A 22,649-nucleotide genomic window follows, 5' to 3' on the forward strand; every position below is an offset into this window, starting at 1 on the left:
ACCTCGGAAGCGTCCTGTGGGGCGTTTCCGGGGTCGTCGGCATATGCTGGCCGGCATGGCCATCGCCGCGCCGATCTTCGTCTTCGACGTCGTCTTCGTGATCGACCGGATCCTGCTCGTGTTCGCGCTGATCGTGCAGGGCGTCGCCCTGGTGCACGCCATCACCCAGCGGGCCGACGCGTTTCCGGCGATCGGCACCCTGCCCAAGGGTGGCTGGATCGCCATCCTGGCGGTCTGTCTGGTGCTCACCCTGCTCGGCTTCGGCGCGCTCAGCATCTTCGGGCTGATCGGCATCGCGGCCGGCCTGATCTACCTGCTCGACGTCCGCGTCGGGCTGCGTGACCTGCACGACGGCAAAGGGTTCTGGTGAGGGGTTTCCGCTGGCCCCCACCGCCCGACGGCGGACCCCGCACCTGGGGGCCCGGCCCGGGCGGCCCGCGTACCGGGCGCCCGGCCCTGCCCGAGCCGGAGACCGAGCTGGTCACCACGCCGCACGGCGTACGGCTGGAACGGCTGGTAACCGGCGCCGGTGACCCGGTCACCGTCTTCGCACACGGGCTGGGCAACGGCATCGCCACCACCCGCCCGTTCGGCAGCGCGGTCACCGGCCGCAAGATCTTCTTCCAGTTCCGGGGGCACGGGCGCTCCGAGGCGCCGCCCGGCCCGTGGAGTTACCTGGACCTCGCCCGCGACCTGCGGGCGGTCGCCGACCTCAGTGTGGCCACCCGCGCCTTCGGGGCCAGCCTCGGCGCCGGGGCGCTCTGCGGGCTGCTGGCGGACAGCCCCGACCGCTTCGAGAAGCTGGTCTTCTTCCTGCCGGCGGTGCTCGACACCCCGCGCGGCCCGGTCGCCCGGGAACGGCTGACCGACCTGTTGGACGCGGTGGCCGGCGGGGACGCCTCGGCCGTCGCCGACGTGGTCTCGCTGGAGCTGCCGACGGCGGTGCGCAACACCCCGGCCGGCTGGGCGTACCTGCGGCAGCGGCTCGACCAGCTGCTCCGCGACGGGCTCGCCCCCGGGCTGGCCGACCTGCCGGAGCAGGCCCCGCTGCGGGACGTCTCGGCGCTCGCCGCGGTGACCGCTCCGGTGCTGGTGATCGGCTGCGCCGGCGACGACCTGCACCCGGCGCACGTGGCCGAGGAGCTGGCCGCCGCGCTGCCGCACGCCACCCTGCACGTGTACGACCGGCCGGGCGTGCTCTGGTCGGAACGCGCCGACCTGCGGGAGCGGATCTCGACGTTCCTCAACGGGTAACGTCTGCTGTCATGGGCGTCACACACCACGGCCGTACGCACCGCCTCGACCTCGCCGACCCCACCCTGCGGGAGTGGGAGTGCACGGTGCTGGCCGCCGACGAGCAGGGCGTCGTGCTGGACCGGTCGGCGTTCTACCCGGGCGGCGGTGGTCAGCCGCCGGACCACGGTGTGCTGCTCTGGCAGGGCGTGCAGACCCGGATCGTCGGCACCCGCAAGGGCGACGACCTCTACCTGATCCCCGCCGAGGGTGACCCGGTGCCGCCGCCCGGCACCACGGTCACCGGCGCGGTGGAGGACGACCGCCGGACCCGGCTGATGCGTACCCACTCGGGCCTGCACGTGCTCTGCGGGGTGGTGTTCCGCGACTTCGGCGCGCTGGTCACCGGCGGCAACATGGAGCCGGGCGAGGCCCGGATGGACTTCAACCTGCCCGAGGTGCCGCCGGACTTCAAGACCCGGATCGAGGAGCTGGTCAACGCCGAGGTGACCGCCGACCGGTCGGTCGCCGTGCGGGTGCTGCCCCGGGCCGAGGCGCTGGCCCTGCCGGACATCATCCGTACCCAGTCCAACCTGATTCCGCCGGACGAGCAGGAGGTCCGGATCGTCGACATCGTCGGGCTGGACGTGCAGGCTGACGGCGGCACGCACGTCGCCTCGACCGCCCAGATCGGCAAGGTGCAGGTGGTCAAGGTGGAGAGCAAGGGCCGCGCCAACCGCCGGGTCCGCGTCCGGCTCGCGGACTGAGCGGGTGAGGTCCCCGGCACCGGCGGGCCGTTGCCGGGGACCCGGTGCGGCGGGTGACGGTGTGCGGTGGGTCAGCGGACGACGTCGTAGACCAGCTTCTGGATTCCGTTGGCGTAGGACTCGCTCTCGACGAGCTTGAGGTTCTGCTTGTCCTTGTCGGTGTCGCTGAACAGCCGCTTGCCCGCGCCGAGCAGGACCGGGAAGACCAGCAGGTGGTAGCGGTCGATCAGGTGGGCATCGGACAGGCTGCGGTTCAGGGTGGCGCTGCCGTGGATGATGATCGCCCCGCCCTCGGTCGCCTTGAGTGCGGCGACGTCGTCCAGTGAACGGAGGATGCTGGTCTCGCCCCAGTTGGACACCAGGTTCTGCTCCTGCAGCGTGGTCGACACGACGTACTTCGGCATCGCGTTGTAGCGGGAGAACTCCGCGGTCATGTCCGGCCACACCGGCGAGAATGCCTGGTAGCTGACCCGGCCCAGCATCATAGCCGCGGCCTCGTCCTGCTCGCGGCCTTTGATCTCGTAGGCGGCCTCGTCGAACTCGATGTCGTTGAAGGTCCAGTCCGAGTTGCGGTAGCCCGGTTCTCCGCCGGGCGCCTCGATGACGCCGTCGAGCGAGACGAACGCGGTGGCGATCAGGGTGCGCATTGGTTGCTCCTTGGTTGGTCTGACGTTGTCGTCAGTGCGACGAACGGGAGCTGTCGAATTCGACACCTCGCGCCGAGAAAGTTCTGATGCGCCGATTTTGCCCTGCGCAGGACTCCGGGGCCGGGGTCTGCTGGTAGAGATCACCGACCAGGTCGGCGTTCGGCGTGCAGTGAGGGCTCAGCCGGCCGGCGACAGGTGGGCGGCGCGGACGTCGAGCAGCCACCGCTCCACCGTCGCCTCGTCCGGCCGGTCCGGCAGCGGCGTACGGATGGTGTCGAAGTCCCGCTCCGCCGCGGCGACCAGCGCCTGCGCCTCGTCCAGCGCGCCGCCGGCCACCCGCTCGCCGAAGGCCCGGAACCACTCCGGGTCGGCCAGCCGGATCTCCAGGAACCCGGTCGCGTAGAGCACCCGCCCCTGGTGCAGCAGCCGGGCCAGGTGCCGGGCGTGCTTCGCCGAGCGCCGCCGGCCGCCCACCGACGAGTCCCGCGAGGCGAGCTTGCGGAACTGCTGCGTGGCGTACCCGAGGTAGGCGGCGCGGACCCGGGGCGCGCTGAGGAACGCCGACCGGATGGCGATCAGTCGCTCGCCGAACTCCGTCCGGGTCTCGTAGCAGTCGTCGGGCAGCCACATCAGCTCGGTGGCCGTCGGGTTGCCGCTCAGCGCGAGCCGCGAATACTTGCCGACCTCGTGCAGGGTGACGTCCGGGTCGGTGGTGACCACCGACTCCCGGGGCGGGTGCAGGCCGTGGAAGGCCACTGTCGGCGCGGCGAAGACCCCGATCCGGTCGGTGTCCGAGCTGGGCCCGGCCAGCCCGTACGCGACCGAGCCGACGATCCCGGAGAGCAGCAGGTGCATGCCGGCGAGCATGACGCATAGCACTGCCGTCGGAAAACCGGACTTCGGCTGTCAGGTATGGGTGCCAGGCTCGACGGCATGACGACGACACCGCTGACAGGGAAGGTCGCGCTGGTCGCCGGGGCGACCCGGGGCGCCGGCCGACAGATCGCCATCCAGCTCGGCGCGGCCGGGGCGACCGTCTACGCCACCGGTCGCAGCAGCCGCGCGGGCCGTTCCGAGCTGGACCGCCCGGAGACCATCGAGGAAACCGCCGAGCTGGTCACCGCCGCCGGCGGCATCGGGATCGCCGTCCGGGTCGACCACCTGGTGCCCGAGCAGGTCCGGGACCTGGTGGCCCGGATCGACGCCGAGCAGGGCCACCTCGATGTCCTGGTGAACGACATCTGGGGCGCCGACCCGCTGATCACCTGGGAGAAGCCGGTCTGGGAGCAGCCCCTCGACCGGGGCTTCCGCACGTTGCGGCTGGCGGTGGACACCCACATCATCACCAGCCACTACGCGCTGCCGCTGCTGATCCGCCGCGCCGGCGGCCTGGTGGTGGAGATCGGCGACGGCACGAAGGCGTACAACGACGACAACTACCGGCTCTCGGTCTTCTACGACCTGGCCAAGGTCTCGGTGAACCGGCTCGCCTTCACCCAGGCCCACGAGCTGGAGCCGCACGGGTGCACCGCCGTCGCCCTCACCCCCGGCTGGATCCGGTCGGAGGCGATGTTGGAGCACTTCGGGGTGACCGAGGAGAACTGGCGCGACGGCGCGGCCAAGGACCCGCACTTCCTCATCTCCGAGACGCCCGCCTTCGTCGGGCGTGCGGTCGCCGCCCTGGCCGCCGACGGGCAGAAGGCCCGTTGGAACGGGAAGTCCGTCTCCAGTGGCGAGCTGGCCCAGGTGTACGGCTTCACCGACCTCGACGGCAGTCAGCCGGAGGGCTTCCGGTACATCACCGAGGTGGTCAACTCCGGCAAGCCGGCCGACGTCACCGGCTACCGCTGATCCGGCTGGCCCGGCTCGTCGTACAGGGCGGCGAGCCGGGCGGCTGCCCCGGCCAGCCGCGCCCGCAGCTCCGGCGGGTCGAGCACCTCCACCTCCGGCCCGAGCCGCAGCATCAGGTCGTACGCCACCTCGACGGACTCGACGGGCAGCCGGGTGACCCGCCACCCCTGCCCGTCGGGCTCGCCGGCGGCGGCCGTCGCCTCCTCGTACGCGAAGGGGGCCTCGGCGGCCCAGCGCAGCGCGCGCAGGCCGGCGGGGCTCAACCGGACGGTGATCTCGTCGCGGAGCATGCTCCGCAGGAACGCCTCGGCCTGCTCCCGCCAGTGGCCGCCCAGGTCGAAGCCCTCGTCCCGGGCGAAGCTCTCCCCGCCGGTCTCGACGCCGACCACCCGGTCCACCCGGTAGGTGCGCATGCCGTCGCCGACCCGTCCGACGAGGTACCAGACCCCGCTCTTGAGCACCAGCCCGTACGGCTCGACCCGCCGGGCGACCTCGCGGTCGCCGCGCCGGTAGCGCAGCTCGACCACCCGGTCCCGCCAGACCGCCCGGGCCAGCTCGGTCAGCCACGGCGGTGGCGCGGACTCGACGAACCAGCCCGGCACGTCCAGGTGGAAGCGTTGCCCGGCCCGGGCCGGGGCGTCCCGCAGGCTCGGCGGCAGCGCGGCGAGGACCTTCAGCTCGGCGGCCGCCACCGCGTCCGCCAGCCCCATGTCGCCGGCCGGTCCGGGCAGGCCGGAGAGGAAGAGCGCCTCAGCCTCGTCCCGGGTCAGCCCGGTCAGCCGGGTCCGGTAGCCGCCGAGCAGGCGGTAGCCGCCGGCCCGGCCCCGGTCGGCGTAGACCGGCACCCCGGCGGCGGACAGCGCCAGCACGTCGCGGTAGACCGTCCGTTCGGAAACCTCCAGCTCCCGGGCCAGTTCGGCGGCGGTCATCGTCTCGCGAGACTGCAACAGCAGGACGAGGGAGATCAGCCGGGACGCGCGCACCGCCCCATCCTGCCCCGGCGCCGCTGCCGGCCGGCACCCGCGCCGCCGTTGCCGGCCCGGCGTGCCCGAGGCCGTTAGGCTCTGCGGTCGTGAACGCACCCCGCAGCATCGCCGCGCCCGTGACCGGCGCCGTCGGCCGTTTCTTCTCCGGCGTCGGGCTGCTCCTGCGCGGCCTGGGCCTCTACGTCCGCAGCCCCGGGCTGATGCTGCTCGGCATCGTGCCGGCGCTGATCTCCGGTGCGGTCTTCCTGGCCGCGTTCGCCGCCCTGGTGTACTTCGTGGACGACCTGGCCGCGCTGGTCACCCCGTTCGCCGACGACTGGTCGACCACCGTCCGCAGCCTGGTTCGGGTGATCGCCGGGCTGGCCTTCCTCGGGCTGGGCGGGCTGCTCGCGGTGGTCAGTTTCACCGCGGTCACCCTGGTCATCGGCGACCCGTTCTACGAGAAGATCTCCGAGCGGGTCGAGGAGGGCCTCGGTGGCACCCCGGGCGCGGTGGAGGTGCCGTTCTGGGCCTCGCTGCGGCGCAGCGTCGCCGACTCGCTGCGGCTGGTCGGGCTGTCGGTGCTGTTCGGTGTCCCGCTCTTCGCCGCCGGGTTCATCCCGCTGGTCGGCCAGACGGTGGTGCCGGTGATCGGGGCCGCGGTGGGTGGCTGGCTGCTCGCCGTGGAGCTGGCGGGGGCGCCGTTCTCCCGGCGTGGGCTGAGGCTGCCCGACCGCCGGTCCATCCTGAAGGCGGACCGGCCCACCACGCTGGGCTTCGGCGTGGCGGTCTTCCTCTGCTTCCTGATCCCGCTCGGCGCGGTGCTGGTCATGCCGGCCGCCGTCGCCGGGGCCACCCTGCTCACCCGCCGATCGCTCGGCCAGCCCGTCGAGGAGCGCTGACATGGAGATCACCCTGGTCGAGGGGGACATCACCGCCCAGCAGGTCGACGTGGTCGTCAACGCCGCCAACTCCTCCCTGCTTGGCGGCGGGGGCGTGGACGGCGCGATCCACCGCAGAGGCGGCCCGGCGATCCTGGCGGAGTGCCGGGCCCTGCGCGCCTCCCGGTACGGCCGAGGGCTGCCCACCGGGCAGGCGGTGGCCACCACCGCCGGGGAGCTGCACGCCCGCTGGGTGGTGCATACCGTCGGGCCGGTCTTCTCGGCCACCGAGGACCGCTCGGCGCTGCTGCGCGACTGCTACGCCAACAGCCTGCGGATCGCCGACCAGTCGGGGGCCGCCACGGTCGCGTTCCCGCTGATCTCGGCCGGCGTCTACGGCTGGCCGGTGGACGACGCCGTACGCCAGGCGCTGACCGTACTGCGGGCCGCCACCCCGGCGCACGTCACTGAGGCCCGGCTGGTGCTCTTCGGCGCCACCACCCTCGCGGCCGCGGAGCGGGTCCTCGCCGAGCGCTGACTGGTTCAGCTCAGCTCGCGCAGGCACGACCAACCGGACGCCACGGGCCGGTAGCCGAGCCGCGTGTTGATCGCGAGCATCGGCGCGTTCGCCTCGTCGTTCGAGGTGTACGCGACGCGTACCCCGCTGGTGGCAGCCCGGTGCAGGGCGGCCTGCTTCACCAGCCGGGCCAGGCCCCGCCCCCGGTATTCCGGCACGGTGCCGGTGAAGTCCGACCACATCCGGTCGCCGTCCCGCTTGACCAGGCTGAACGCAACCAGCTCGCCGTCGACCTCGGCTGCTGTGCTGGCCGCCCGATCCAGGCCGAGATTCTCCCAGACCTCGTAGTGCCAGCTGGCGTAGCTGATCGCGTCCGACGGCACGTCGCCGGGCTCGTCGGCCGCCGACGCCACGTCGGCGCGGTGGAGCCGGCGCGGGTCCAACCCGGCCGCCGGGAGCAGCAGTACGCCCTCCGGCGCGACCGGCGCCGGCGGGGCCGGCCGCAGGTCGAGTGCCGAGTAACGCAGCTCCCGGCTCGGCGCGAAGTCGTGCCGGCGGGCGAACGGCAGTGACTCGGGCCGGACCCAGGTGACGACCCGGCGTGCCCCGATGGCCCGGAGGTGGTCCAGCGCGGCGGTCAGCAGCGCGGTGCCCGTGCCCCGGCCCCGGTGCTCCGGGTGCACGTGCAGGGTGGAGATCTCCCCGACGTCCGGCTCCGAGGTCCGGCTGTTGCGGTACGCCGACGCCCAGCCGACCACCTGGCCGTCGACTTCGGTCACCCATGCGGTCCAGTCCTCGCCGGGCGGTGGCTGAGCGATCATCTGGCGGGTCGACTCGACTCCCCGCACCAGGTACGGATGGACCACGGCGCGTAGCGCCACCACCCCGGGTGCGTCGTCCGGGCGGGCGGTGCGGATCAGCAGCGACCTCCCTGCCGCCGGGGCGGGCGGTGCGGGTACGCGGTTCCGTGCGACTGGGCCAGACATGACGGTGACGCTAGAGCGCGCCCGGACGGACGGCCACGGATTAAGCGCCCCGAAGACACGCCCGTCGCTCTGAGTAATCAACCGGCGTCCTCGCGGAACGTGAGCGCCGCCTCCGGAGTCCGGCTGCCTCCCCGATCGCTCTGCTCTGCTGCTGCGGACGCGGGCCGCCTGCGGTGGCACCACCGGGGCTCGACGGTCAGGCGGACTCCCGTACCACCAGCTCGGTCGGGAGGATCACCGCCTCCTCGATCGCCTCGCCCGCGGCCAGCCGCAGCAGCTGCCGGGTCATCTCCCGGCCGAGCTCCACGATCTCCCACCGCACCGTGGTCAGCGGCGGCTCGGTGTACGCCGCTGTCTCGATGTCGTCGAAGCCGATCACCGCGACGTCGTCCGGTACCCGCCGCCCCGCCTCGCGCAGCGTGCGCAGGGCGGCGTGCGCCATCAGGTCGGAGGCGGCGAAGACCGCGTCCAGGTCGGGGTGCGCGGTGAGCAGCTGGCGCATCGCCGCCGCCCCGGACTCCCGGGTGAAGTCGCCGTACGCGACCAGCTCCGGCAGGCCGGCGGCGGTGACCGTCTCCCGGTAGCCGGTGAGCCGTTCGATGCCGGCGATCATGTCCTGCGGGCCGGCGATGGTGGCGATCCGGCGGCGACCGTTTCCGATCAGGTGCCGCACCGCCCGGGACACCCCGCCGACGTTGTCGACGTCGACGTACGGCACCTGCGCGCCGTCGAGCGGCCGGCCGGCGCAGACCACCGGGATGCCGAGCCGGGCCAGCGTGCCGGGCAGCGGATCCGCCCCGTGCAGCGAGGCGAAGAGCACCCCGTCCACGTGCCGCCCGGTGGTGTACCGCTCGACCCGCTCGTGCCCGGCCGCCGACCCGGCGAGCATCAGCACCAGCTGCTTGTCGGCCGCCTCCAGCTCCTGGGCCGCCCCCCGGATGATCCCCGGGAACACCTGGTCGTCGGAGAAGACCCGGGTGGCCTCCTCGGGCATGACCAGGGCGACCGAGTCGGTCCGTTGGGTGACCAGGCTGCGGGCGGCCAGGTTCGGCACGTACCCCAGCTCGGCCACGGCCCGGCGGACCGCCTCCTGGATCGGCTCGGCGACGGTGGTGGAGCCGTTGACCACCCGGGACACGGTCGCCCGGGACACACCGGCCCGGCGGGCGACCGCCTCCAGGGTCGGTCGCTGAGCCGTCGTCATGCCCGTCACCACCACCTCGTCACAGCCCGTTCCGGGAGATCACCTCCTGGTACCACCGGGCGCTCGATTTCGGTGTGCGCCGCTGGGTCAGGTAGTCGACGTGGACGATCCCGAACCGCTTCCGGTAGCCCTCGGCCCACTCGAAGTTGTCCAGCAACGACCATACGAGATAGCCGCGCAGGTCGACGCCCCGGGCGATGGCCTCGTGCGCCGCCCGCAGGTGCCCGTCGAGGTAGGCGATCCGGTCGCTGTCCACCACCTGGCCGAGGCCGTCCGGGCCCCCGTCGCCGGCCTTGTCGGGGAAGGCTGCGCCGTTCTCGGTGATCAGCAGCGGCAGCCCGGGGTAGTCGTGGGCGATCCGCTCCAGCAGCCGGGTCAGCCCGGCCGCCTCGATCATCCAGCCCATCTCGGTCAGCGGGCCGGTCGGCGGAAGGAACTCCACCGCGCCCTCGGTGCCCGGGTACGCCCCGCCGCCCCCGGCCCCGCCCGGCCGGCCGGCGACGTAGGTCGGGGCGTAGTAGTTCACCCCGAGCAGGTCGATCGGCGCGGCGATGACCTTCTCGTCGCCGTCCCGGATGAACGTCGGCTCCACCAGCCGGCTCAGGTGCGCCAGCACGTCCTCGGGGTAGCCGGCGCCGGTCAGCGGGTCGAGGAAGATCCGGTTGTGCAGGCCGTCGACCAGCCGGGCGGCCGCGGCGTCCGCGGCGTTGGCCGGGTCGGCGGGCTGCACGTCGGCCGGGTTGAGGGTGATCCCGAGGGTCTGCGCGCCGGCCGTGCGCAGCGCGCGGGCCGCCAGGCCGTGCCCCAGCAGCAGGTGGTGTACGGCGGCGAAGGCTGCCCCGGCATCCTGCTCGCCCGGGGCGTGCACCCCGTTGCCGTACCCCAGGTAGGCCGAGCACCAGGGCTCGTTGAGCGTGGTCCAGGTGCGGATCCGGTCGCCGAGCCGGGCATGCACGGCGACGGCGTAGTCGGCGAGGTGCTCGGCCGTGTCCCGGTTGGTCCAGCCGCCCCGGTCCTGGAGGGCCTGCGGCAGGTCCCAGTGGTAGAGGGTGACGATCGGGTCGATGCCCCGGTCGAGCAGCGCGTCGGTCAGCCGGTCGTAGAAGTCCAGCCCGCGCGGGTTGACCGGGCCGGTCCCGTCCGGCTGGATCCGGGGCCAGGCCACCGAGAACCGGTACGCCGCCAGCCCCAGCTCGGCCATCAGCGCCACGTCGTCGGCGTACCGGTGGTAGTGGTCGCAGGCGACGTCGCCGGTGTGCCCCTGGAAGACCTTCCCCGGGGTACGGCTGAAGGTGTCCCAGATCGAGGGGCCGCGACCGTCGTCGTGGGCCGCGCCCTCGATCTGGTATGCCGCGGTGGTGGCACCCCAGACGAAGTTCTCGGGGAAACGGAGCTCGCTCACGCCTTGACCGCACCTTCCATGATGCCGCCGATGATCTGGCGGCCGAACACGATGAACACCAGCAGCAGGGGCAGGGTCGCGATGGCCGTACCGGTGAACACCTGCGACATGTCCTGGTAGTACCCGTCGGACAGCGCCCGCAGCGACAGCTGCACGGTGGGGTTCTCCGGGTCGTTGAGCACGGCGTACGGCCAGAGGAAGTCGTTCCAGGTGGTCATGAAGGTGAGCAGGCCGAGCACGGCGGCGGCGGGGCGCAGCGCGGGCAGCACCACGTTCCAGTAGATCCGCGCGGTGTTGCAGCCGTCCATCCGGGCGGCCTCGATCAGCTCGGTGCTGACCGCCTGGCCGGCGTACTGGCGCATCATGAACACCCCGAAGCCGGTCACCAGCGCGGGCACGATCACGGCCGGCAGCCGGTCGTTCCAGTTCAGCTTCGTCATCAGCATGTACAGCGGGATGACGCCGAGCTGGGTGGGCACCATCATCGTCGCGATGATGACCATCAGTAGCGCGTTGCGTCCGCGGAACCGCAGCTTGGCGAAGGCGAAGCCGGCCAGGGTGGAGAAGAAGACCACCGAGACGGTGACCGAGACCGCCACGATCGTCGAGTTGACCAGACCGGTCAGGAAGTAGGCGTCGGTGTTGGTGAAGAGCCGGGCGATGTTGCTGCCCAGGTTGCCGCCGGGGGTGACCGGGGGCGGCACCTCGCCCATCGCGTCGCTGGTCCGGCTGGCCACCACGAACATCCAGTAGATCGGGAAGATCGACAGGAGAGCGGTGAGGGCCAGCGCCGGGTAGGTGAGCCGGCCGGCCGACCAGAGTCGGGTCATCGGGATCCCTCCTTGCGCCCGCCGCCGCCGAGTCGGCGCAGGACCAGCACGTTGCCGGCCGCGACCACCGCGATCAGCGCGAAGAGCAGCCAGGCGATGGCGGAGCCGTAGCCGAAGTTGTAGTGCGGCGCGAAGGCGTTCTCGAACATGTACATGGTCACCGTCTGCGACTCGCGCAGCGGCCCGCCGCGGATCGCGTTGGTGCCGGAGTGGAAGAGGCGGGGCTCGGTGAAGAGCTGGAGCCCGCCGATGGTGGAGATGATGACCGCGAAGATGATCGTCGGCTTGAGCAGGGGCACGGTGATCGACCAGAACTGCCGGGCCCGGCCGGCCCCGTCGATCGAGGCCGACTCGTACAGGTCGCGCGGGATGGCCTGCATCGCGGCCAGGAAGATCAGCGCGTTGTAGCCCGTCCACCGCCAGTCGACCATCGTCGAGATGGCCACCCAGGAGGCGACCCGGTTGGACTTCCAGTTGATGGCGCCGATCCCGACCTGGTCCAGCAGCCAGTTGATCATGCCGAACTCGCGGCTGAAGAGCACCCCGAAGACGATCGCCACCGCGGCGGTGGAGGTGACGTTGGGGATCAGCACCGCCATCCGCCAGCCGGTGCGCGCCCGCAGCTGGCGGTTGAGCAGGTTGGCCAGCCAGAGCGCGAGGAGCAGCTGCGGAACCGTGGAGATGACGTAGATGCCGAGGGTGTTGACCACCGAGTGCCAGAAGTCGGGGTCGGCCATCAGCTGGGTGTAGTTCTGCGCGCCGACGAAGGCGGGGTCGACCCCGAGCAGGTCCCAGTCGTGCAGCGAGACCCAGAAGGTGTAGGCCAGCGGGTAGATCCCGAAGACCGCGAAGAGCAGGAAGAACGGGGCCACGTAGAGGTACGGCGAGTAACGGGTGTCGAACCGGGCGAGCCGGTTGCCCCAGGTCGAGCGGGTGTGGCGCGGCGCTGGTACGACCGGGGGTCGCGCGTCGAGCTGGACGGCCATGCCGTGGACTCCTTCTCCGCCGGGCGGGCGGGACCGGCGAACGCCGAGCCCGCCCGCACGCCTGGCTCGGGCTACTTGGCGGCGGCCTTCTTCGCGTTGGTCACGGCGTCGTTCCAGCCCTGCTCGGGGTTGCGCTGGCCCAGCTCCACGGTGCGTACCGCGTTCTCCACCTCGGTGCGGACGGCCTGGTTCTTCGGGCCCATGTAGACCGGCTTCAGGCTCTTGGCCCCGGAGCCGAAGATCTTGCCGACCGGGGCGTCGGAGAAGTACGCGTTCGTCGAGTCGGTGATCGCCGGGTCGTCGAGCGCCTGCGGCGAGGAGGGCAGCGTGCCCTTGGCCCTGAACGCGCCGATCTGACCCTTGGCGCTGGTCAGGAACTTCGCCAGCTCGATCGCCTCGGCCTGGTGCTTGCTCTGCTTCGGCACGGCGAGGAAGGAGCCGCCCCAGTTGCCGCCCTCGCCGGGGACCTGGGCGATGTCCCACTTGCCCTTGGCGGCCGGGCCGGCGTTGCCCTCGATGACGCCGGTCATCCAGGCGGGGCAGGCGATGGTGGCGAACTTCGACTGCTTGAAGGCGGAGACCCACTCCTCCGACCAGGAGCCGTACCTGCCGGAGAGGCCGGAGTCGACGATGTCGACGGTGGTGTCGTAGGCCTGCTTGATCGCCGGGTTGCTGTCGACGACCAGGTTGTTGCCGGTGTCGTAGTAGCTGTAGCCGGAGGTGTTGCCGGCGGTCTGGAGCAGGATGGTGTTGAAGATGTTGGTCGCGGCGTCGAGGAAGGACGCCCCGGTGTCGGCCGCCTTGAACTTCTCACCGGTGGCGACGTAGTCCTGCCAGGTCGGCCAGAGCTTGGAGACCTGGTCCCGCTCGGTGGGCAGGCCGGCCTTGGCGAACAGGTCCTTGCGGTAGCACATCGCGATGCCGCCGACGTCGGTGCCGAGGCCGATGAGTTGCTTGCCGTCGGCGGTGAGCCCCTGGTTCCACTTCCAGTCGAGGAAGTTGCCCTTGAGGTCGGCGGCCCCGTGGTCGAGCAGGTTGACGAAGTTCTGCGGGTTGGCCTTGTACTCGACCAGCAGCCCCTCCTCGATGGCCACCACGTCGCCCGCGCCCTTGCCGGCGGCGAGCCACTGGGTGAGCTTCGGCGAGTACTCGTCGAGGTTGCCGCCGGTGCCCCGCTCGACGATCTTCACGTCGGGGTGGCTGGCCGTGTACTCCTTGTACAGCTCCTCGTAGCCGAACTGGCCGAAGACGTCGACGGTCAGCGTGATCGGTCCGCCCTCGGCGGACTCGTCGTCGCCGGCGCAGGCGGCGGTGCCGAGCAGGGCGGTGGTGGCCACCAGGGCCACCGCCGCCAGACGGCGGCGCGAAAAGGTACCCATCTGCCTCGGATTCCTCTCAGGTCAATCGGTGGTGGAGCGGGTGGACCTGCTGGTGAGCGAGCCGCAGCCCGGGTCCTGGCGCGATCGTGAGGGGCTGAGAGAGCGCTCTCGCGACAGCGTCACCGCTCGCCCGTCCCGTGTCAAGAGAGCGCTCTCTCCTCGCGTCCGAGCCGTGACCTTGCGGGTCTCCGAAGACGGAAAGAGTGGCCATTCCACGCGGAATGGCCACTCTTTCCATGGCAGAGGGCGGAGCGGGACCGGGAGGTCCGGGGCCTCAGCCGGTGCGCAGGCCGTCCAGGAGGGAGTGGTCGCCGGTGACGCCGAGGGCGTCGTAGCCGATCCGGCCCCAGAGGGCGAGCAGCAGGTCGCTGGCGGTGCCGGTCACCTGCACACGGGCGTGGTGGTCCTCGTGGCCGAAAACCGTGGCGGTGTCGAGCAGGGCCACCCCGTCGCCGCGCAGCCGCAGGTACCAGTCCTGCGCGGCGTCGGTCGCGGTCAGCTGCACCACCCCGTGCCACTGGCCCGGCACCGCCCGCCGGCCGGCCGGCAGCCAGGTGTCCAGCACCTCGCTGATCCCGTCCGCCGCGAGCTTGGCCTCGATCGGCTCACCGGCGGCGATGGCGAGCTGCGCGTCCCAGCGGTGCACCGCCGTCTCGTGCGCCATCCGGCGCGGCCAGAAGCCCGCCTTCTTCGGCTGCGGCGCCCAGTTCCACGCCGGCGCCGCCGGGTCCAGGGTGTCGAAGAGGGTCATCAGCTGGTCGTACCCGTGCTGCCAGAGCTGGAGCGGGGTCACCCCGCTGGGCAGTTCGGCGCGGTCCGGGCGGGCCGGCTGGCCGGTCTCCCCGGAGCCGACGAACGAGTGCACCCAGTGGTAGCTGCCGGCGAGGTGCAGGGTGAGGTCGGCGACCGTCCAGCCCGGACAGGACAGCACCGGCGTCTCGGGCGGCGCCTCGCCGACGGCGGCGGCGAACGCCGGGCCGTCCACCCGGAGCGCCCCGATCCAGAAGTCCTTGGTGCCGTGCAGTCTGCTCATCGCAATCCTCCCGGGGGTGACCGGGCCACCGGTGGGTGCCGCGGCTATTCCTCAGCCTAGGGTGAGAGGCGTGTCAGACGTCTACGCCCAGCCGACAACCGGAGCCGCCCCCGCCGACCCGGCCACCCTGGCGAGATACACCACGCTGCGCCTCGGTGGCCCCGCCGGACGGCTGGAGATCGCCACCAGCGCCGAGGAAATCGTACGAAAGGTGCGCCAGGCACGGCGGCAGGACGAGCCGGTCCTCATCCTCGCGGGCGGCAGCAACCTCGTGGTGGGCGACGAGGGCTTCCCCGGCACGGTCGTGCTGGTCCGGTCGCGCGGGCTGCGGGTGGTCGCCGAGGACGCCGACACCGTCACGGTACGGGTCGAGGCCGGCGAGCCCTGGGACGACCTGGTCGCCGCCACCGTGGACAACGGCTGGTCGGGGCTGGAGTGCCTCTCCGGCATCCCCGGCTCGGCCGGCGCCACCCCGATCCAGAACGTCGGCGCGTACGGCCAGGAGGTCGCCGAGAGCATCACCGGCGTCCAGGTGTACGACCGCACCGACGACAGCCTCGACCGGGTCGCGGCGGCCGACTGCGGCTTCGCGTACCGGACGAGCATCTTCAAGTACAGCGACCGCTGGGTGGTGCTCTCGGTCGACTTCCGGCTGCGCCGCTCGACCCTGTCCGGCCCGGTGCGCTACGCCGAGTTGGCCCGGGCGCTCGGCGTCGAGGTGGGCGACCGGGTGCCGCTGGCCGACGCCCGCGCAGCGGTGCTGAAGCTGCGCGCCGGTAAGGGCATGGTGCTCGACGCCACCGACCCGGACACCTGGTCGGTGGGCTCGTTCTTCACCAACCCGGTGCTCGACCGGGAGGCGTACGAGCTGCTGCGCGAGCGGGCCACCGACCTCGGCGAGCCGCCCTCCTGGCCCTGCGCGGGCGACCGGGTGAAGGTCAGCGCCGCCTGGCTGATCGACAAGGCGGGCTTCACCAAGGGCCACCCCGGCCCGGGCGGCACCGCGATCTCCAGCAAGCACACCCTGGCCCTCACCAATCAGACCGGCGCGGCGAGCACGGCGGCCCTGGTGGCCCTCGCCCGCGACATCCGCGACACCGTCCACGCCCGTTTCGCGGTCACCCTCCACCCCGAACCCGTTCTCGTCAACTGCACCATCTGACCCACCCCGCGCCCGACCGGCATCCGGTTGACCATGAAGTTGGCGGCGGTCGGTCAGGTGGGGGAGACGGTGGGCCAGGGGACCGTCAGTTCGCCGAGGCGCCAGCGGTGGGGGCGGTCGAGGACGGGCCATCCCGACTCGCGGACGGTGGTGACCGCGCGGAGCCAGCGTTGGCGGGGGCCGAAGGGGGCGTAGCCGGCGGCGGCCTGCCAGGCGTCGTCCAGGGCGCGGATCAGGTCGTGCACCCGTTCGCCGGGGACGTTGCGGTGGATCAGTGCCTTGGGCAGGCGTTCGGCCAGCTGGGCCGGGCTGTCCAGGGTCGCCAGGCGGGCCGCCAGGGTCAGCGTGCGCGGGCCGTCCGCGTCGACCAGCACCCAACTGCCCAGCCGGCCCAACTCGTCGCAGGTCCCCTCGACCAGCACGCCGCCCGGGGCGAGCCGGTCGGTGACCGTACGCCAGGCGGCCGCGACCTCGCTCTCGTCGTACTGGCGCAGGACGTTGAACGCGCGGACCAGGATCGGACGCAGGCCGGCCAGCTCGAAGCCGCCCCGGGCGAAGGTCAGCCCGGGCGGGTCCGCGGTGGGCGCGGCGGCGGCCACGCGTACCGGATCGATCTCCAGCCCGACCACCCGCACGTCGGCGCGGACCCCGGCGGCCAGCCGGGCGCGCAGCTCCACGGCGGTGACCGGGGTGGCGCCGTAACCGAGGTCCACCACCAGCGGGTCGGCGGCGGCGCGGATCCGGTCGCCGCACGTCGCCACGATCCAGTTGTCCACCCGCCGGAGCCGGTTCGGGTTGGTCGTCCCCCGGGTCACCACGCCCTGGGGTCGCACCGGCCCGGCCCTCACCCGTGACCGGCCCGACTCACAGCCCGACCCGGTGCACCTTGTGCTGGGCGGCCTGGGCCAGCGGGCGGACCACCAGCCGGTCCACGTTGACGTGGTGCGGGCGGGTGGCACACCAGGCGATGCAGTCGGCAACGTCCTCGGCGACCAGCGGCTCGGGCACCCCCGCGTACGTGGCGGCAGCCTTGCCGGCGTTCCCGTCGAACCGGACCAGCCCGAACTCGTCGGTCTTCACCATGCCCGGGTCGATCTCGACCACCCGGACCGGCCGCCCGCACAGCTCCAGCCGCAGCGTCCCGGCGATCGCGGTCTGCGCGTGCTTGGCCGCGGTGTAGCCGCCCCCGCCCTCGTACACGGTGAAGCCGGCGGTGGAGGAGACGATCACGATGGTGCCGGCGCCGGACGCCTCCAGCGCGGGCAGCAGCGCCTGGGTGACCCGGAGCGTGCCGAGCACGTTGACGTCGTACATCCACTGCCAGTCGCCGACCGCGCCGGACTCCACCGGGTCCAGCCCGCGCGCCCCGCCGGCGTTGTTCACCAGCAGGGTGACCGGCCCGGGGGCGGCCTCGGCCGCGGCGGCCAGCCCGGCCACCGACTCGGCGGAGGTGACGTCGCAGGCCACCGCCGTCGCCGTGCCGCCGGCCGCCTCGATCTCCGCGACCAGCCCGGTCAGCCGGTCGGTACGCCGGGCGGCGGCCAGCACGTGGAAGCCCTCGGCGGCCAGCCGGCGGGCGCTCGCCGCGCCGATCCCGCTGGACGCCCCGGTGACGATCGCGACAGAGGTCATCGGGCCATTGTCGCGCCCGCGCCGGCGCCCCGACCGACCGGGTGCGATGAGGTCCGTCACGCCGGGGGAGCGCACGGACGCATTTCCGGAGCCCGCTGGGGAAGATGACACGCGGCGTGCGGGTTGACCGAGAAGCGCCGGTCGTGCGGGCGGCATAAACCGTGACAGAGGGAGCGGACGTGGCGGAAATGCACACCGGCGTGGGTCGTCAGCGAGGTGCCCGGCCGTGGCCCCGCCCCCGGCGGATCGCCACCGTGTCGGTGCACACCTCCCCGCTGCACCAGCCCGGCACCGGTGACGCCGGCGGGATGAACGTCTACATCCTGGAGGTCGCTCGGCGGCTCGCCGAGGCCGACGTCGAGGTGGAGATCTTCACCCGGGCCACCTCCGGCGACCTGCCCCCGGTGGTCGAGATGGCTCCCGGCGTGCACGTCCGGCACGTCACCTCCGGCCCGCTGGAGGGGCTGACCAAGGAGGAACTGCCCGGGCAGCTCTGCGCCTTCACCGCCGGCGTACTGCGCGCCGAGGCGGCCCGCCCGCCCGGCCACTACGACCTGATCCATTCGCACTACTGGCTTTCCGGCCAGGTCGGCTGGCTGGCCAAGGAGCGCTGGGGGGTGCCGCTGGTGCACACCGCGCACACCCTGGCCAAGGTGAAGAACGCCCAGCTCGCCGCCGGTGACCGCCCGGAGCCGAAGGCCCGGGTGATCGGCGAGGAGCAGGTGGTCGCCGAGGCCGACCGGCTGGTGGCCAACACCCGGGTCGAGGCGGCCGACCTGGTCGGCCGCTACGACGCCGACCCGGCCCGGGTCGCCGTGGTCGAGCCCGGCGTCGACCTGGACCGTTTCCGCCCCGCCGCCGGGGACCGGGTCGCGGCCATCCGTACCGCCCGCCGCCGGCTGGGTCTGCCCACCGACGGGTACGTGGTGGCGTTCGTCGGCCGGATCCAGCCGCTGAAGGCGCCGGATGTGCTGGTCCGCGCGGTCGCCGCGCTGCGCGAGCGCGACCCGGCCCTCGCCGAGGAGTTGACCGTGGTGATCTGCGGCGGCCCGAGCGGCAGCGGGCTGGACCGCCCCACCTTGCTGATGGAGCTGGCCGGCTCGCTCGGCGTCGCCGACCGGGTGCGGTTCCTGCCCCCGCAGACCGGCGACGACCTGCCCGCCCTCTACCGGGCCGCAGACCTGGTCGCGGTGCCGTCGTACAACGAGTCGTTCGGCCTGGTCGCCCTGGAGGCCCAGGCCTGCGGTACGCCGGTCGTGGCGGCCGCCGTCGGCGGCCTGGTCACCGCCGTCCAGGACCGGATCAGCGGCATCCTCGTCGACGGCCACGACCCGGTCGACTGGGCCGGTACGCTGGCCCGCCTGCTGCCCGACCGGGCGCTGCGGGTCGACCTGGCCCGCGGCGCGGCCCGGCACGCCCGCGACTTCTCCTGGGAGCGCACCGTCTCCGGCCTGCTCGCCGTCTACGGGGAGGCGATCGCCGAGCACCGCGGCCGGCTGGCCGCCCAGCTCGCCGGGGATCCGGCGATGTCCTGTTCCTGGTGACCGGGCCACGCCCGCGCTGTCCGGTGCGTCCCGGCGTGCGCCCGTAGAGTGGGTGCGATGAGCGACCTGGCCGCCCTGATCGAGTCCGTCTGCGCCGAGCGCGAGCTGGACTGGGAGTCGACCGGCGAGGGCTCCTACGCGGTCACCCTGCCCGGCACGCACAAGCTCAAGACGGTCTGCAACCTGATCGTCGGGGCGCACGCGCTGCGGATCGAGGCGTTCGTGATGCGCCAGCCCGACGAGCGGCGCGAGGAGCTGTGGGCCTGGCTGTTGCAGCGCAACGCCCGGATGTACGGCGTGTCGTTCTCCATCGACGCGGTGGGCGACGTCTACCTCACCGGCCGGGTCAACCCGGACGGGATCGACGCCGACGAGCTGGACCGGCTGCTCGGCGCGGTCCTGACGTACGCGGACGAGTCCTTCGACACGATGCTGGAGATCGGCTTCGGCAGTTCGATCCGCCGGGAGTGGGAGTGGCGGGTCAAGCGGGGCGAGTCCACCGCCAACCTCGCGGCCTTCGCCCACCTTTTCGAGCCGTCCGCCGGAGGTTCGGACCGGTCCTGACGGGTATGCCGCACTGCTGCGGTGCGGCAAAACGGGACCCGCCGCAGGCCGAGACGGACTGTCGAGGAGCGTGCGATGGCTCAGCGGAACAGCTCAGGTCGCGGCGGAACTGCGACCAGGACCACACGGCAGGCGGGCAACAAGACGCCGAACACCCCGGGGATCTCGGAGTCCGAGATCTCGCGGATGCGGGTCGACGACATCCGGGGGCAGTTGCGGCGTCGCGGTGTCGCCGGCATCTCCACCCTGCGCAAGCCCGAGCTGGTGAAGACGCTCGCGCGGACCCTGCGGGCCGAGGGCGGCCCCGGCGGCGCGGCGCGGCGCAGCACCGGTCCGGCGGGCCGGGCACCCGCCAAGAAGGCCGCCGCCAAGAAGGCGACGGGCGCCCGGAAGACCACGTCCGCGCGGGCGAAGGCGGCACCGGCGCCGGCGCGCAAGGCGGTGCCGGCGCGCAAGGCCGCGCGGGCGAAGGCGGGCATCCGCGCGAAGGCCGCGCCGGCGAGGGCTGGCGCTCGTGCGAAGGCCGCGCCGGCGAAGGCGGGCATCCGCGCGAAGGCCGCGCCGGCGAGGGCTGGCGCTCGTGCAAAGGTCGCGCCCGCGAAGGCGGGCATCCGCGCGAAGGCCGCGCCCGCGAAGGCGGGCATCCGCGCGAAGGCCGCGCCGGCGAAGGCGGGCGCTCGTGCGAAGGCCGCGCCCGCGAAGGCCGGTGCTCGGGCCAAGGCCGCGCCCGCCAAGGCGGCCGCCGCCCGACCGGCCGCCGCCGGGACCACCGGCGCGCGCACCGGCCGGTCCAGCTCCCGTTCGGTACGGTCGTCGCAGGTGATCTCCTCGCCGGCGGACCGCCCCGAGCGTCCCGGCCGAAGCCTGGTCACCAGCAACCACGAGGTGATCCAGAACTGGGCGCGGGCCCGTGGTGCCCAGCCGGCCACCATCGCCGGCACCGAGCGCGAGGGCCGGCCGGGGGTGCTGACCTTCGAAATCCCCGGGTACCGGGAGAGCAGCCGGGTCCAGGTGATCAGCTGGGACGACTGGTTCCGGACGTTCGACACCCGGCGGCTGAACCTCATCTACCAGGAGCAGATGCGCGACGGTCGGCAGAGCAACTTCTTCCGTACCGAGTCACCCGATCGGGAAGACGCCTGAGGAGTTTACGGGAATGGTCGACGGGTACGCCGTGTTGACCAACCCCGAGGCCCGGAGCAGGGGTGCCGGATCGTGATGCCGGCGCTGTGACCGGCGAAACAGCGATTCGGGTTGAATCCGGAATCCGGGCGAACTAACTTTATTGCACCGCGTCACGCTCGGAACCGTTCGGGGGAGCGGTGGATCGATCAGATCCGTGCACGAGCGAGGCGCACGAAACGGGTGGAGCACATCGTTGGGGGACGGTGCCACCCGTGGAACCGGCGGCGCGAGCGGGCGACGCTTACGGGGGTGAGTGTCGCCCGCCGCCGCCGGGCAAGCGGTGTGAACGCCCACCACGACGACGGTCGCGGTGGGCGTTCTGCCGTCGCCCTTCTCAGGCCACCGGCTGCGACGTGCGCGCCGGTTCGCCGACCCGCCGCGCCGCCACTCGGCGCTCCCGGCTCGGCCCGGCCAGCAGGTGGCAGCCCGCGGCGAGCAGGCCCAGCGCCGCCACCACCAGCCAGTGCCGCTCGCCGAGGTACTGCAGGCTCACCCCGCCGAGCGTCGGCGCGACGAAGGACGCGGCCGGGAAGGTCAGGTAGAACACCGACTGGTAGCGCGCCCGCAGCTCGGGCGGGGCCAGGTCGGCGTTGATCTGGGCGTTCGGCGGCGCGGCCAGCATCGAGCCGACCGTCCAGACCACGGCGGCGGACAAATAGCCCCAGAGGTGGTCGGCGAGGGCCAGCGCCCCGAAACCCACCGCGAGCAACCCGGTGGAGAGGGCCAGCACGCGGTGCGCGCGCCGCCCGTCGATCAGCCCGGGTACGAAGAGCTGCCCCACCACGATCAGCGCTCCGCCCAGCGCCACCACCATCCCGTACGCCGACGGGCTCAGGCCGTCCGCGCGCATGGCCAGCGGCATGATCGTCGAGGTCTGCATGGTGAGCACGGCCAGCACGAAGGTGAGCCCGACGAAGACCAGGAAGGTCCGGTCGGTCAGCGCGGTGTGCAGCCCCGGCCGCCGGGACCGCCCGGCGTGCGTCGGGTCGAGGTGGTTTCCCGCTCGTTCGGAGCGGCGGCGGGGCAGGGTTTCCGGGACCTTCCAGGCGATCAGCGCGGCGGCGGCCAGGGTGGCGGCGGCGTCGACCAGGAAGAGCGCGAGGAAGCTCGCCTCGGCCAGCAGCCCGGCCAGCAGCGAGGCCACCGCCATCCCGAGGTTGAACGCCCAGAACTGGAGGTTGAACGCGCGGGAGCGGCGGTGTTCGGGGACCACGTCCACGATCGCCGCGACGAAGGCCGGGCTCGGCATCGAGTGCGCGACTCCGACCAGCGCGGCCAGCGCCGCGATCAGCGCGAGGTGCTGGCTGAACGCCAGCCCCACCATCAACCCCGCCGCCGCCAGGTGGGCGGCGACCAGGGTGGAGCGGCGACCCCACCGGTCCGCCAGCACCCCGGCGAGCAGCACCCCGACCGCCCCGCCAGCCCCGTACGCCCCAACCACCGCCCCGGCCAGCGCCTCGCTCGCCCCGCGCGCCTCGGTGAGGTAGAGCGACAGGAAGAGCACGGCGAAGGCGCCGGCCCGGTTGACCAGCAGCCCGGCCCAGAGGTACCAGAAGGTGGCGGGCAGGCCGCCGGCAGTCCCGTCCCACCAGCGCCGCAGCCCCCGCACCCGTCCCCCAGAAAGCTTTGTTAACCGATAGGTTTCCCGACCGTATGCAGGTCCGTGCGACCGCGCCAGCGTGTTCGTGATCACCCTGTCCGATCCGCCGGCAGCGCCTGGGTTCTTGTGCGAGGCGAGCCCGAGTGCGGCCGGGAGACGGATGGTGGTCGCCGGCCCTTTTTCTCGCGAGGCGAGCCCGAGTGCGGCCGGGAGACGGATGGTGGTCGCCGGCCCTTTTTCTCGCGAGGCGAGCCCGAGTGCGGCCGGGAGACGGATGGTGG

General features: G+C 73.0%; 23 protein-coding genes. 10 read left to right on the plus strand and 13 right to left on the minus strand.

Going from position 1 to position 22,649, the window contains the following annotated elements; all coding sequences use genetic code 11:
• Positions 1-55: 55 nt before the first annotated feature.
• From AB0I41_RS11835 to AB0I41_RS11845, 3 genes are read left to right on the plus strand one after another with little or no spacing between them, the layout of a single operon-like run.
• The gene (locus AB0I41_RS11835; protein WP_088964374.1) at positions 56-370 is read left to right on the plus strand and encodes a DUF2516 family protein; all 315 of its coding nucleotides are present in this window, start codon (positions 56-58) and stop codon (positions 368-370) included.
• Positions 367-1,254: an alpha/beta hydrolase gene (locus tag AB0I41_RS11840; RefSeq protein WP_357105212.1), complete on the plus strand. Its 888-nt coding sequence runs from the start codon at positions 367-369 to the stop codon at positions 1,252-1,254. Before AB0I41_RS11835 ends, AB0I41_RS11840 begins: the two co-directional genes overlap by 4 nt.
• 11 nt (positions 1,255-1,265) lie before the next feature.
• Positions 1,266-2,000 (plus strand): alanyl-tRNA editing protein, encoded by a 735-nt coding sequence (locus AB0I41_RS11845; RefSeq protein WP_357105215.1) that lies wholly within the window; start codon positions 1,266-1,268, stop codon positions 1,998-2,000.
• 71 nt (positions 2,001-2,071) lie between these two features.
• On the opposite strand, the gene AB0I41_RS11850 is transcribed toward AB0I41_RS11845, so the two are convergent.
• A complete protein-coding gene (locus AB0I41_RS11850) occupies positions 2,072-2,647 on the minus strand; it encodes a dihydrofolate reductase family protein (protein WP_357105218.1) in 576 nt (191 codons plus the stop codon).
• Between the two features lie 177 nt (positions 2,648-2,824).
• On the minus strand, positions 2,825-3,502 hold the full coding sequence (locus AB0I41_RS11855; RefSeq protein WP_357105220.1) for a nucleotidyltransferase domain-containing protein: 678 nt from the start codon (positions 3,500-3,502) through the stop codon (positions 2,825-2,827).
• Between the two features lie 78 nt (positions 3,503-3,580).
• Here AB0I41_RS11855 and AB0I41_RS11860 point away from each other — a divergent pair, with 78 nt between their 5' ends.
• On the plus strand, positions 3,581-4,498 hold the full coding sequence (locus AB0I41_RS11860) for an SDR family oxidoreductase (RefSeq protein WP_357105223.1): 918 nt from the start codon (positions 3,581-3,583) through the stop codon (positions 4,496-4,498).
• Here AB0I41_RS11860 and AB0I41_RS11865 read toward each other — a convergent pair.
• Entirely contained in the window at positions 4,489-5,481 is a 993-nt protein-coding gene (locus tag AB0I41_RS11865) for a YafY family protein (RefSeq protein WP_357105226.1), read from the minus strand. The two genes, AB0I41_RS11860 and AB0I41_RS11865, sit on opposite strands and share 10 nt — an antisense overlap.
• An 89-nt stretch (positions 5,482-5,570) precedes the next feature.
• On the opposite strand from AB0I41_RS11865, the gene AB0I41_RS11870 reads away from it, so the two are divergent.
• Together AB0I41_RS11870 and AB0I41_RS11875 are read left to right on the plus strand one after the other, a co-directional pair.
• The gene (locus tag AB0I41_RS11870) at positions 5,571-6,365 is read left to right on the plus strand and encodes an EI24 domain-containing protein (RefSeq protein WP_357105229.1); all 795 of its coding nucleotides are present in this window, start codon (positions 5,571-5,573) and stop codon (positions 6,363-6,365) included.
• Between the two features lies 1 nt (position 6,366).
• Positions 6,367-6,882 (plus strand): O-acetyl-ADP-ribose deacetylase, encoded by a 516-nt coding sequence (locus AB0I41_RS11875; protein WP_357105232.1) that lies wholly within the window; start codon positions 6,367-6,369, stop codon positions 6,880-6,882.
• A gap of 5 nt (positions 6,883-6,887) precedes the next feature.
• Here AB0I41_RS11875 and AB0I41_RS11880 read toward each other — a convergent pair whose 3' ends face one another.
• The 7 genes from AB0I41_RS11880 to AB0I41_RS11910 form a co-directional block, all read right to left on the minus strand.
• Positions 6,888-7,784, minus strand: a complete 897-nt coding sequence (locus AB0I41_RS11880) for a GNAT family N-acetyltransferase (protein WP_357105313.1) — start codon at positions 7,782-7,784, stop codon at positions 6,888-6,890.
• Positions 7,785-8,043: 259 nt separating this feature from the next.
• Positions 8,044-9,051, minus strand: a complete 1,008-nt coding sequence (locus AB0I41_RS11885; RefSeq protein WP_357105235.1) for a LacI family DNA-binding transcriptional regulator — start codon at positions 9,049-9,051, stop codon at positions 8,044-8,046.
• Between the two features lie 19 nt (positions 9,052-9,070).
• Positions 9,071-10,453, minus strand: a complete 1,383-nt coding sequence (locus AB0I41_RS11890) for a GH1 family beta-glucosidase (protein WP_357105237.1) — start codon at positions 10,451-10,453, stop codon at positions 9,071-9,073.
• Positions 10,450-11,283 (minus strand): carbohydrate ABC transporter permease, encoded by an 834-nt coding sequence (locus AB0I41_RS11895; protein WP_357105240.1) that lies wholly within the window; start codon positions 11,281-11,283, stop codon positions 10,450-10,452. Before AB0I41_RS11895 ends, AB0I41_RS11890 begins: the two co-directional genes overlap by 4 nt.
• Entirely contained in the window at positions 11,280-12,269 is a 990-nt protein-coding gene (locus AB0I41_RS11900) for a sugar ABC transporter permease (RefSeq protein ID WP_357105242.1), read from the minus strand. The genes AB0I41_RS11895 and AB0I41_RS11900 overlap by 4 nt, the downstream gene beginning before the upstream one ends.
• Before the next feature lie 71 nt (positions 12,270-12,340).
• Complete coding sequence (locus AB0I41_RS11905; protein ID WP_357105245.1) at positions 12,341-13,648, minus strand: ABC transporter substrate-binding protein; 1,308 nt, start codon at positions 13,646-13,648, stop codon at positions 12,341-12,343.
• Between the two features lie 274 nt (positions 13,649-13,922).
• Positions 13,923-14,681: a maleylpyruvate isomerase family mycothiol-dependent enzyme gene (locus tag AB0I41_RS11910; RefSeq protein WP_357105248.1), complete on the minus strand. Its 759-nt coding sequence runs from the start codon at positions 14,679-14,681 to the stop codon at positions 13,923-13,925.
• A gap of 70 nt (positions 14,682-14,751) precedes the next feature.
• Here AB0I41_RS11910 and AB0I41_RS11915 point away from each other — a divergent pair, with 70 nt between their 5' ends.
• Positions 14,752-15,843, plus strand: a complete 1,092-nt coding sequence (locus AB0I41_RS11915) for a UDP-N-acetylmuramate dehydrogenase (protein ID WP_357105251.1) — start codon at positions 14,752-14,754, stop codon at positions 15,841-15,843.
• Positions 15,844-15,896: 53 nt separating this feature from the next.
• On the opposite strand, the gene AB0I41_RS11920 is transcribed toward AB0I41_RS11915, so the two are convergent.
• Positions 15,897-16,676: a class I SAM-dependent methyltransferase gene (locus AB0I41_RS11920; RefSeq protein WP_357105253.1), complete on the minus strand. Its 780-nt coding sequence runs from the start codon at positions 16,674-16,676 to the stop codon at positions 15,897-15,899.
• A gap of 31 nt (positions 16,677-16,707) precedes the next feature.
• Complete coding sequence (locus AB0I41_RS11925; RefSeq protein WP_357105256.1) at positions 16,708-17,475, minus strand: SDR family NAD(P)-dependent oxidoreductase; 768 nt, start codon at positions 17,473-17,475, stop codon at positions 16,708-16,710.
• 179 nt (positions 17,476-17,654) lie between these two features.
• Between AB0I41_RS11925 and mshA the strand changes: the two genes are divergently transcribed.
• The 3 genes from mshA (at position 17,655) to AB0I41_RS11940 (ending at position 20,726) form a co-directional block, all read left to right on the plus strand.
• The gene (gene mshA / locus AB0I41_RS11930; protein WP_357105259.1) at positions 17,655-19,019 is read left to right on the plus strand and encodes a D-inositol-3-phosphate glycosyltransferase; all 1,365 of its coding nucleotides are present in this window, start codon (positions 17,655-17,657) and stop codon (positions 19,017-19,019) included.
• 48 nt (positions 19,020-19,067) lie between these two features.
• Positions 19,068-19,583 carry a YbjN domain-containing protein gene (locus tag AB0I41_RS11935; protein ID WP_357105261.1) on the plus strand — a complete coding sequence of 172 codons (516 nt, stop codon included), beginning with the start codon at positions 19,068-19,070 and terminating at the stop codon, positions 19,581-19,583.
• Positions 19,584-19,658: 75 nt separating this feature from the next.
• Positions 19,659-20,726, plus strand: a complete 1,068-nt coding sequence (locus tag AB0I41_RS11940; RefSeq protein WP_357105265.1) for a hypothetical protein — start codon at positions 19,659-19,661, stop codon at positions 20,724-20,726.
• 376 nt (positions 20,727-21,102) lie between these two features.
• Here the strand turns inward: AB0I41_RS11940 and AB0I41_RS11945 are convergent, their stop codons facing one another.
• A complete protein-coding gene (locus AB0I41_RS11945) occupies positions 21,103-22,377 on the minus strand; it encodes an MFS transporter (RefSeq protein ID WP_357105268.1) in 1,275 nt (424 codons plus the stop codon).
• Between the last annotated feature and the right edge of the window lie 272 nt (positions 22,378-22,649).

The sequence above is a fragment of the Micromonospora sp. NPDC050200 genome (assembly GCF_040656135.1).
Taxonomy (GTDB): domain Bacteria; phylum Actinomycetota; class Actinomycetes; order Mycobacteriales; family Micromonosporaceae; genus Micromonospora.